Source organism: Rheinheimera sp., assembly GCF_020217005.1.
In the GTDB taxonomy this organism is placed as follows: domain Bacteria; phylum Pseudomonadota; class Gammaproteobacteria; order Enterobacterales; family Alteromonadaceae; genus Pararheinheimera.
Map to the genome: position 1 here is coordinate 1 of NZ_JAIWOI010000106.1, position 10,000 is coordinate 10,000.

The window sequence follows — 10,000 nt, forward strand, 5'->3', positions numbered from 1 at the left end:
GCAGTGGGTCGGGTTCTGCCAGATCCTGTCGGATGGCAATATATTCCTGCGTAGAGCGCTCATAAGCCCACACATAAAGGTCGCGCAACAATTCGACTCTGGTCAGCTCGTACAGGCCCAAAGTGGCGCGGCTATAGGCTTGTTCCGGAACATCCAGGAAGGTAAGTGGGCACAAGTTGGCCCGAAACAACGGCAGGTTGGCAGCAAGGCGCGAGGTGCGTTTATTGATATCTGCAAAAGGCTGCAAATAAGGCAGATGCACCAGCATAAAAAACGACTGCTCAAACGGATCCTGAATTTGATTCACCTTCTCAAGCAGCAAATCCAGCATAGCGTCAATCTGCTGCGGCACAGATAAAGGCCGGTACACACTTTTGCCTATATCCACTGCATGCTGGCGAATACGCCCCTCATCCGCAGGGTTAGGTAATAAGTTTTCCGCCAAAGCGCTATGCAAATTCATCAGAGTGTAGCGGTTGAACCCTGCTGTATCCGTATTTTCCACCAGCAGTTCAATGGCGGCTTTGTGGTTCAGGATCATCTGCGTTTCCAGTACGGCTTTGCCTTCAGCGGCTTTACCATGTTCAATCAGTTCCAGCGTATCGAGCCTCGAATAGGTATTGCCCTCTAACTGACTGGACGCCCAGGACAAATCAATCAACAATCGGCTCAGAATGGCACGGCTGTAGGTTCCAGCAGGTTGTGCCAGCTCCGTAGTTTTGCCCATTTTATGCAACTGCCAACGCAGCGACTCCGACAAATACCAGCTTTGATTCGGCTGGTAAGCCTCAAGAAAATCGCGCTGATACCCTACAGGTTTACGAGCTTCTACAGGCTGGTCGATATAGGCCAAAATATCCCTGCTATCGGCAGACAACGGAATAAAAGCCGGAAAACTGTCGGTTTGGCTGTGTTGGTCTGACTGGTTTGATACAGAAATGGGGTTTAGTGTGCCAATAAAATAACGTCTGGCCCGCCCCTCACCTACAGCTTTGATTTGTCCGGCATCAATCAGCTTGGCAATATGGCGCTGCAAAGTACGGCGGGCAATAGCCGGATAGCTGCTCTGCAGTTCAGCCAAACTAAGCCCTTCAGCGGCCTGACTAATAGTGTGAAACAACTCTTGAGTAGTGGCTGACATAACTAAATTGGCGCAGTTTAATACTGAATGGCGCAATTGTGGCGCAGTTTATAGAACTGCGCCAGTTTTTGTTGCTGAATATGGCGCAGTTTGAGCGAACTGCGCCATTTGGTGCTCATCAGAGGTCTTGAGAAAGCCATTCACTACCTAGGGGCAAAGGGTAAGACCTGTTACCTAAAGTAATAGGTACCTTTAAAGTGTGGGTAGCTCTTCTGCATTTTTACAATCCGCAACACTACTCTCTTTGTCTAGAATCTCCTTTACCCTCACCGCACTATTGTATGCAATTAGGTTGCTCACAAAAAACCACGCCAAAAAAGCAAACATAGCGATATTCGATAAGTAAGCCCCCATATTCTTGAATTCTGTTATTGGCGTTGTAATCAACTGATATATAAAAAATGCCGACAGCAGCATGACCATCAAAAAGCTGAACAATCCACACCAGTAAGCGATGTCTCTGGACCTGTGATTCTTTTTGGTCAGTTTTATACTAATCAAGTCCTTGTCGCTATCTCTGAACTCTTGTGACCTTTTGATCATGTCTAATGTAAGCTTACCTTCGGATTTACTCAGTAAATCCAGTATGGATTCTCGGTATTCGGGTGTTGTGGCAATTCCACTGACTAAACGAAAATGCTCGGCTTCAAGTTCCATTTGGTAGCATCTCTTTAGTGCTGGATTTTCCGCTGACGCCTCAATAGCCTGTTTAATCGCGGAAATACGACTGGTTCTAAATACAGTCCAGGATTTAAACATAGTCTCGAAGTTTTTTATGACATATATAAACGCCACAACGAGCAATGCTAATAAACCGAGCATCCCGTCCTGTCTCAAAAACTCCGCAATTTGTGTGGCTAACCCCATAACTGCTCCTCCTTTATCACTTCCGCATCAACCCTATTACGGAAACTAAAAAACTTCAATCCCTAACTTCTACCCAAACTTCCACTCCCCCACCTGCAATCTCTGCTTCACGCCAAACACCAAAAACTGCAGGGCTTCGAATACTTGTTCAAAGTCGTGGTTTTGGTTTTTGAGGCCGGGTAAGGACAAGTTAGCTTCGGTGAAAAACCGACGTTGTTCTGCCTCGGTGCTGTTGGCTTGTTGCCACCAGTTGTTAATACGGCCACGGCTATGTTGCAATAAATCGCGGCCCGGCAGGCGGTCGCTTTTGCTGCGGTTTTCTGTTGCAGTACAAGGCAATAAATTCCACTGGTCATTATTGGGCCAATACGAAAATGGCAGGCAGTGGTCTATATCGAATTGCTTCAGTGTGCTGCCACTCCATACCGACAGCACTTTTTCGCCTTGTTGTTGCAGCTTGGTTACTTTGTCGCGCACTGCTGCAGTTTCGCGTTTTTGTTCCAGCCATTGCAGGCTTAAATAGTAGGTTTCAAGCGGCAGCGCCCGTGCCTTGTTCAGCTGATATTTGGCCATTTCATCCACCCATTGCCGGGTTAATAAAGGCTCAATCCAGCAGCCGTAGTGGCGCAAACACTGCCAGAGTTTGTCCTGATGAATAATAAAATGGCCGAAGCTGGCGAGGAAATCCTTGTCGATGAGCACTGTCTCTGTAGCAGTGCGGCGTTTTTTCTCTATCGCAAACAGTGGGTTATCCGGTGTTTTTTGATAGATAAAAGTCACAGGGCCTTGCTGGATAGTATCGATACAATGGCTAAATAACTTTTGCAGCGCCATAGCATCAGGGCCTGCAAATAAAGCGCCTATGGCAAAATCATCTGCCGTCAGATGTGTTAATAAGTCCCAGCCATCGGCTTTTTGAAAACCTAAACGCTTTGAAGGATCAGAGTTTTGTTGCAGGTTATAACCGTCAAGTAAGCGCTTAAATTGTCGGATCCAATACAGCACCACCAAGCCGACAGGTAAGATAATTTGCTGACTGCTGCTATCCAGCACGGCTCCCGGATGTGCATCGGCAATACGCACCAAAGTTCTCAGCAGCGCCAGTTTGTAAGTAGAGGATTTGGACGAATTTAAAATGATATGCCGTACCTGACTTAAGCTACCGCTGCCATCGTCCGGCAAAGTGCACACCACGGTTTGCCACAACACGTTTTCGCGGCCCATGGCATCAGCACCTTGATGCTGAAGCGTCAGCTCCACCCCATGCTGTACGCACAGCTGTTCTATGCTGTGAATACTAACTGGATACGCAGTGCGGCCGTCGTTAAAATCGCCGTGGCGCAGGCTAATAACCAAACGGCCACCGGCTTTTAACAGGTTGGATAATTTACGAAAACTACGTTCTTGCTCGGCTGGGATCAGGTGCATCCAAACAGCGCTGACTAAAATCAGGTCAAACTTCAAACCCAGTTGCAGCACAGTTTTTAGCTCTGGTAGCCTGTCGTCCAGCCAATGTACTGGTTTATATTGAGCACCATCTAAAGTAGCGGTTTGTTGTTGGCCTAACTCACGTAAGGCTTTGGCAGGTTCCACCGCAAATACTTCACAGCCTTGTTGTGCCAGCCAGAGCGCATCGCGGCCACTGCCAGCGCCAATATCCAGCACTAAAGCATCGGCAGCAGGCCAGAAACTGCGCCAGCTTTGATGCACCACTTCAGGTTTTAACGCATTGTATTGGCTGGCAAAACCTTCGGCGACCTGATGATATATATCGATGTTACTGCTCATGCCTAAGCTACTATCCTTGTCTGTGGCTGACGCCAGAATAGGTCCACTATTACAAAGCTTTAGCGCAAAGCCAAGAGCTCCACCTTAATTCAGTTCACTTATGAGTTGCAGTAGGCCGGCCTCCTAAACAACAAACTCAGCATTACCTAACTCTGCAGCAGATTTTTCCTTCAAAGCCAGCAAAGCGCCGATTCAGTTCACCCGCACTTTCTGTTAAACTCCACCGCGCCTTTTTTCAGCCACAGAAGAAGTGAAGATGACTCTTGCAACTCAGGTCCTGGCGGTCAATGACGACTTGCCTATTCGTACAGATTTACCTGTTCATTCAGGTAAAGTTCGCAGTGTGTACTGGCTGACTGCCGCTGACAGCGAGCGGTTGATCCGGGAAAAAAATTACCCTGTAGCACCAGACACGCCGCTGGCCATTATGGTGATCAGCGACCGCATCTCGGCTTTTGACTGCATCTGGCATGGCGAAAATGGCTTAAACGGTGTGCCTGGCAAAGGCGCGGCATTAAACGCTATTTCCAATCACTGGTTTGCCTTGTTTAAACAACATGGCCTGGCCGACAGCCATATTCTGGACATTCCGCACCCGCTGGTGTGGATAGTGCAAAAAGCCCGTCCGCTGAAAATTGAAGCCATAGCCCGCCAGTACATTACCGGCTCTATGTGGCGTGCGTACAGCAAAGGCGAGCGTGAATTCTGTGGCATTACACTGCCGGAAGGCCTGCAAAAAGATCAAAAACTGCCGGAGATTTTAATTACTCCGTCGACTAAGGGCATTCTGACTGGCTTAGCCGGTGTGCCGGAAGCGGACGATGTCAACATTTCCCGCGCCGATATTGAACGCCATAGCGCTGCTTTTGGTTTTGAACAGTTATCTGACATCAGCCTGTACGAAACCCTGTTAAAACAAGGTTTTGGGGTAATAAGTAACGCTTTAGCTGCGCTGGATCAGATGTTTGTCGATACCAAGTTTGAATTTGGTTATGTCAACGACGCCAATGGCAACAGCAAACTGATTTATATGGACGAAGTGGGCACACCAGACAGCTCACGGATTTGGGACGGCGCCAGCTGGCGCAATGGCCAGATTGTCGAGCAATCAAAAGAAGGCTTCCGCCAGTGGCTACTGAGCAACTTCCCGGATCCGGATATTTTACTGAATAAAGACCGTATGCCAGAGCGCGCGGCTTTGGCCCGCGACAACGCTTTACCAACTGAAGTGATGATGGATATTTCCCGCACTTACCTTGGCATAGCGGAAAAAGTTACAGGCCGTAAAATTGAATTAGCCGCTAACCCTAAAGCCGAAATTATTGAGGTTTTGGGCCGCGACTATGGTTTGATAGCGGAATAAGCTTTAGGCTACGACCCAAGTCGATACGAAAAAATGCCAGTCTTTGAACTGGCATTTTTGTTTTAAGCCTTGGCTTATTCAGCGGCCTTCAGGCTAAATATTTGCTCTACCGGTACATCAAAAAACTGAGCCAGTTTTAGTGCTATCACCACTGAAGGTGTAAAACGACCAGTTTCTACAGTACTGATGGTTTTACGCGACACCCCTATGGCTTCGGCCAGCTCTGTTTGTGAGATCTGTCGTCCTGCTCTTAACAGCGCGATGCTGTTGCTTAATTCGTCCATTAATCTTCGGCCTCTTCACGCAGGTTTAGCAGTACTGTAAAAGCCCATACTATTCCAGCCACTAGCAAGACGACAGCGCTAAAGTTACTCAGACTAAAAAGCACCCGCACGCTCGCACCCAGCTGATTAAACAACACAGGGTCGCCCATAGTACAAGCCAGCAGTAACAGTACCAGCATAGCTAGACAGGCATAAGTACTAGCTTTACGGTTCAGATCTCGAGCAAACTCTTCACTATACAGGCCAAAAATCTCGCGCCAGCCGCCACTACCATAGCCTTCCTTACTCCACCGCACCACCACCACAATAAGGGCGATAGCACTGAGTGCAGCCAGCACATTGGGTACTGTAGAGCTTTGGTCTGGCAAAGTAGCCAGTATCTCTCTAACTAAACCACTGATAAATATCAGGCAACAAGCTAGCACGGTATAAGCTCCATACTTTAATGCTGAGATTTGTTGTTCAGGTTGCCATTGGGTCATAACGTGCTCCTTCATTGTTTAATGATACCTTTAGGTTTCATTATGAAACCTAAAGGTATCAATTTGCAACCCCTGGGTTACAATTATTTTGAGTTTATTTTGAACTGCTGTTTTGTGAACCTGTAGATAAGTGACTTGCCCCGACAATGCCAAAGCTGGCATGCTGTATTTTTTCGTTGCGACCCAAGAGAGAGAGAAAATGATCCGCCAAGCGACTACAGCAGACGCCGCCGCCATAGCCGCCATTTATAACCATTATGTGCTCAATACCAGCGTCACTTTTGAAGAAGAAGCTGTTGCTAGTTCCCAAATGGCGGAGCGCATTGCGCAGGTAAAAGCGGATGGCTTGCCCTGGTTAGTGCTGGAGCAAAACGGTGAACTGCTGGGTTATGCCTACGCGACTAAATGGCGGGTACGATCGGCCTATCGGTTTTCGGTGGAAAGCACTGTGTATGTCAAAGATGGGGTCACAGCCAAAGGCTTGGGCAGCCAGTTATATCAGCAACTGCTGGCTGACTTAAAAGCTCTGGGTTTGCATCTGGTGATAGGTGGCATCACTTTACCTAATGACAAAAGCGTCGCTCTGCATGAAAAGTTTGGCTTTGAGAAATGCGGCCATTTTCAACAAGTCGGCTATAAGTTTGAGCAGTGGCGTGATGTCGGTTACTGGCAGAAGTTGTTGTAACGCTGCGCTCATAACCACTGGATTAACAAACACTCTCCTCGTCGCTATACCCTCAATTTCAATTGAGAAATGTTAGCGAGTGTCTGCAAAAGTAAAGTTAAGTTTGGCTTCGAAACCTTCCGGGCACTGCGCCGTCCTACTGCTTGAAAATAGCGGCACAGGAGCACATAGCCATGAAAAATAACCGAACAAATGATCAGTCCAGAAGACACTTTATTAAACACCTGGGCTTAGGTTTGGCCAGCATTCCACTGATAGGCCTGGTCGGTTGTGGTGGTTCAGACAGCACAGCAACAAGCAGCAGCGGAACCGATTCTTCCAGTGGTAGTGGCAGTTCGTCAGGTGGAAGTTCGTCTGGCACCACCACATCCTGGGCCAGTGGTGGCACTTCGTCCATGACAGCGAACTTTCCGGATGACTCTCTGTTTGCCTTAAGTACCGCTTGCACTCTGGCGCTGACCAAAAACTTAACAGAAGGTCCTTGTTACTTCACGGCGGACACTCTGGATGATATTTCCGAAGCCCAGGGCGGATTGCCAATGCAACTCTGTTTACGAGTGACAGACACCAGTTGTAACCCTTTGTCTGGTCTTGAGGTTGAAGTATGGCACTGTGACGTAGAAGGTGTGTATTCAGGCGACACCAGCGGCAGCGCTGATGCGAATGGGTTTTCATCATCTTTTTGCACAGGTAATGACAGTGCGGCACTGCGCTCCAAATGGTTCAGAGGCACGCAAATTACCGACAGCAATGGCCGGGTTAACTTCAAATCCTGCTTCCCTGGCTGGTACTCCGGCCGCACTATTCATATTCACTTTAGAGTACGCAACAACAATAACGACGAAGTGGTTTCGCAGTTTTGTTTTCCTGACGCTTTTACCGCAGAAATTTGTACTACCCACAGCGAATACGCCAGCAGGGGTATTCAGGACACTACATTAAGTGCTGGCCGCGACACTGTGTTTGGCAGCAGTTATAACGAGTTTTTGTTTGATTACCAGCAAAACTCAGACGGTTCTTTGCTGGCTTATAAAACTATTCAAATTAGTTGAAATGAAGCCGTAACCTGAGTTGCGGCTCCGGCTTCAGTTTTTAAGTTATAACCTGAATCGGGTTACCAGTTCGTTTAAGTCTACCGCCAGACGGGATAACTCGTGAGCCGATGCACTGGTTTGATTGGCTCCTGCTGCGGATTGAGTGGCTAAATCGCTGATATTGACAATGTTACGGTCAATTTCACGCGCAACTTTTGCTTGCTCTTCAGCCGCACTGGCGATCACCAGATTACTGTCGTTAATACGATTGATCTGGTCAGTCACAGTGGCTAAAGCCTGACCTGCTGCTGTGGCCACTTTTAAGGCGTCTTCTGCCGTCAGGCTGCTGTGTTGCATAGACTCAACCGCTTTATTGGTCTCAGTGCGTATCTGCGTGATGATCTGTTCAATTTCGCCCGTAGATTGCTGAGTCCTGTGTGCCAAAGCCCGGACTTCATCCGCTACGACTGCAAAACCCCGGCCCGCCTCCCCTGCCCGTGCTGCTTCAATAGCCGCATTAAGCGCCAGCAAGTTTGTTTGCTCCGCGATAGCACGGATCACATCAAGCACAGTGCCTATTTGCTGCGACTGAGTCGCCAGATTCTGAATAAGCGCAGAAGTAGCCGCAACATCCTGGTTCATCCTGTGAATAGAACTGACGGTATTGTCAACTTGGGTACGTCCTTCAGCCGCAGCTTTAGTCGATTCAGCTGAAGCCTCAGAAGTTGAAGTCGCCGTATGGGCAACTTCATCTACTGCAGCACTCATTTCAGTAATAGCAGTAGCCGCCTGTTGAATTTCATCATTCTGACGCTGCAAGCCACGGGACGCATCTTCAGTCACAGAGTTCAGCTCTTCTGCTGCTGAAGCCAGTTGAGTGGATGAACTGGATATGTGACTTAACGCATCACGTAAATTCTGTTGCATCAGGGCTAAAGCGGCTAATAAGCGGCTGGCTTCATCCTGCCCCACTACAGTAATGCTTTTGGTTAAATCCCCCTGCGCCACTGTCTCTGCCAGTGAAACTGCCTCATTCATCGGAATAGTGATACTGGCAGTGAGCAGCAAGGCCACGACAATACTAATCAGCAAGGCGGTGAGTATGGCTGTCACTACCACCCATTTACTATTTTGATAGGTGTCAGCCGATTCCTTACTGATGCTGGCAGAAAAATCTTTACTCAACTTCACCAGATTGCGCACTTCCTGACTCATCATGCTGGCATTACGGCTTAAGTCTTCAAATAGTTTCAGGGCACTACCTTTGTCGCCAGCCAGCAGAAAATCCACAACTTGCTGTTGATGGCTTTCATAATCAGCTTTGATCTGCTGATACTTTGTATAACTTTGACGCTCAGCATCTGAGGAGATTAGTTTTTCGTAGTCGCTTTGATAGCGACTGACCAAATCTTTAACTTCAACCAAACGCGACAAGGTCTGAGTTTCGGCTTTGGCATTGTCCGACACCATTAATCTTAGAGTGTGAACTCGGGTTAATAATAGATTCGCATCCAACCCTGCTAACGATTCAAGACTGGGTAAGACGTCCCTGTCCACAGATTCCGCAACCTGCCGCATTGATCCCATACTGCTTAAAGCAAATGCACCTTGCAACAGCACCAAAAATGTAATGAGAGTAAAGCCCATTAATAAACGATTTCTAATCCCCACTTTTCTTATCAGCATACTTCCCTCTTTTTCATTTCTATGGATGGAACAAGACAGACCAGCACCGGCTGTGCAGGCTGATTTGGCATATAAAACAGCGCCACTACAAGGAATAAAGTCCTTGCAGATGTGTTAAACCTGAAGTTTTGCTCCGCCAGATGTAAATAAGAATCGGACTGACACAGCTAAATGAAAAAGTGGAAGAAAAAGACAACTTGCTCTTAATTCTTTAACGATTCAGATTTATTGCTATATTTCTTCACACTTAATTACGACACTAACACAACATATATTAAGTCATTGAATTAGATCAAGTTTTTAAAATTTGTTGCATGTATTTTCATTTTTTAGCAATTAAATGATAAATTTTGCGTGAAAATTAAGTTAATCTGAAAAACACTCTGAGAGATAATCATCCTGACTTTTAATCGTTTCAGAAAAATAATCTACGCTGATTTGCTGGCAAAAAAGTGAGTTGACGACTCTGAATACTTTGTTGACAGGCACTGTTGTGGATCAGGTCCGGACTTTCATACCGCAGTGAGCTGCATAGGTTGGAATTTTTAGTTCGGGCTGTTGTATGGTAGTACCCGATCATAGCTAAACAGGAAAAATCTATGAAAACCCTATTGCTCTCGTTTTGTTTCCTTAGCCTGCCATTATTTATTAGTGCCAACTTACATGCAGA

At 47.2% G+C, this 10,000-nt stretch carries 9 protein-coding genes; 3 read left to right on the forward strand and 6 right to left on the reverse strand.

Annotated features, from left to right (window positions below; all coding sequences use genetic code 11):
* The 3 genes from LDL40_RS05125 to LDL40_RS05135 all read right to left on the reverse strand — a co-directional run.
* Positions 1-1,141, reverse strand: a 1,141-nt coding sequence (locus LDL40_RS05125) for a Fic family protein (protein ID WP_300994090.1), incomplete at its 3' end; no start/stop codon positions are given.
* A 192-nt stretch (positions 1,142-1,333) separates the two neighbouring features.
* Entirely contained in the window at positions 1,334-2,008 is a 675-nt protein-coding gene (locus LDL40_RS05130) for a hypothetical protein (RefSeq protein WP_300994091.1), read from the reverse strand.
* Positions 2,009-2,077: 69 nt separating this feature from the next.
* Positions 2,078-3,796: a class I SAM-dependent methyltransferase gene (locus LDL40_RS05135; RefSeq protein ID WP_300994092.1), complete on the reverse strand. Its 1,719-nt coding sequence runs from the start codon at positions 3,794-3,796 to the stop codon at positions 2,078-2,080.
* A gap of 256 nt (positions 3,797-4,052) precedes the next feature.
* Here LDL40_RS05135 and LDL40_RS05140 point away from each other — a divergent pair, with 256 nt between their 5' ends.
* Positions 4,053-5,159 carry a phosphoribosylaminoimidazolesuccinocarboxamide synthase gene (locus LDL40_RS05140; protein ID WP_300994093.1) on the forward strand — a complete coding sequence of 369 codons (1,107 nt, stop codon included), beginning with the start codon at positions 4,053-4,055 and terminating at the stop codon, positions 5,157-5,159.
* Between the two features lie 74 nt (positions 5,160-5,233).
* Here the strand turns inward: LDL40_RS05140 and LDL40_RS05145 are convergent, their stop codons facing one another.
* Complete coding sequence (locus tag LDL40_RS05145) at positions 5,234-5,443, reverse strand: helix-turn-helix transcriptional regulator (RefSeq protein ID WP_300994094.1); 210 nt, start codon at positions 5,441-5,443, stop codon at positions 5,234-5,236.
* Positions 5,443-5,925, reverse strand: coding sequence for a hypothetical protein (locus LDL40_RS05150; protein WP_300994095.1), 483 nt, complete (start codon positions 5,923-5,925; stop codon positions 5,443-5,445). Before LDL40_RS05150 ends, LDL40_RS05145 begins: the two co-directional genes overlap by 1 nt.
* Before the next feature lie 199 nt (positions 5,926-6,124).
* On the opposite strand from LDL40_RS05150, the gene LDL40_RS05155 reads away from it, so the two are divergent.
* Together LDL40_RS05155 and LDL40_RS05160 are read left to right on the forward strand one after the other, a co-directional pair.
* Positions 6,125-6,610 (forward strand): arsinothricin resistance N-acetyltransferase ArsN1 family B, encoded by a 486-nt coding sequence (locus tag LDL40_RS05155; RefSeq protein ID WP_300994096.1) that lies wholly within the window; start codon positions 6,125-6,127, stop codon positions 6,608-6,610.
* Between the two features lie 173 nt (positions 6,611-6,783).
* Positions 6,784-7,662, forward strand: coding sequence for a hypothetical protein (locus LDL40_RS05160; RefSeq protein WP_300994097.1), 879 nt, complete (start codon positions 6,784-6,786; stop codon positions 7,660-7,662).
* 45 nt (positions 7,663-7,707) lie between these two features.
* Here the strand turns inward: LDL40_RS05160 and LDL40_RS05165 are convergent, their stop codons facing one another.
* Complete coding sequence (locus tag LDL40_RS05165) at positions 7,708-9,330, reverse strand: methyl-accepting chemotaxis protein (protein WP_300994098.1); 1,623 nt, start codon at positions 9,328-9,330, stop codon at positions 7,708-7,710.
* Between the last annotated feature and the right edge of the window lie 670 nt (positions 9,331-10,000).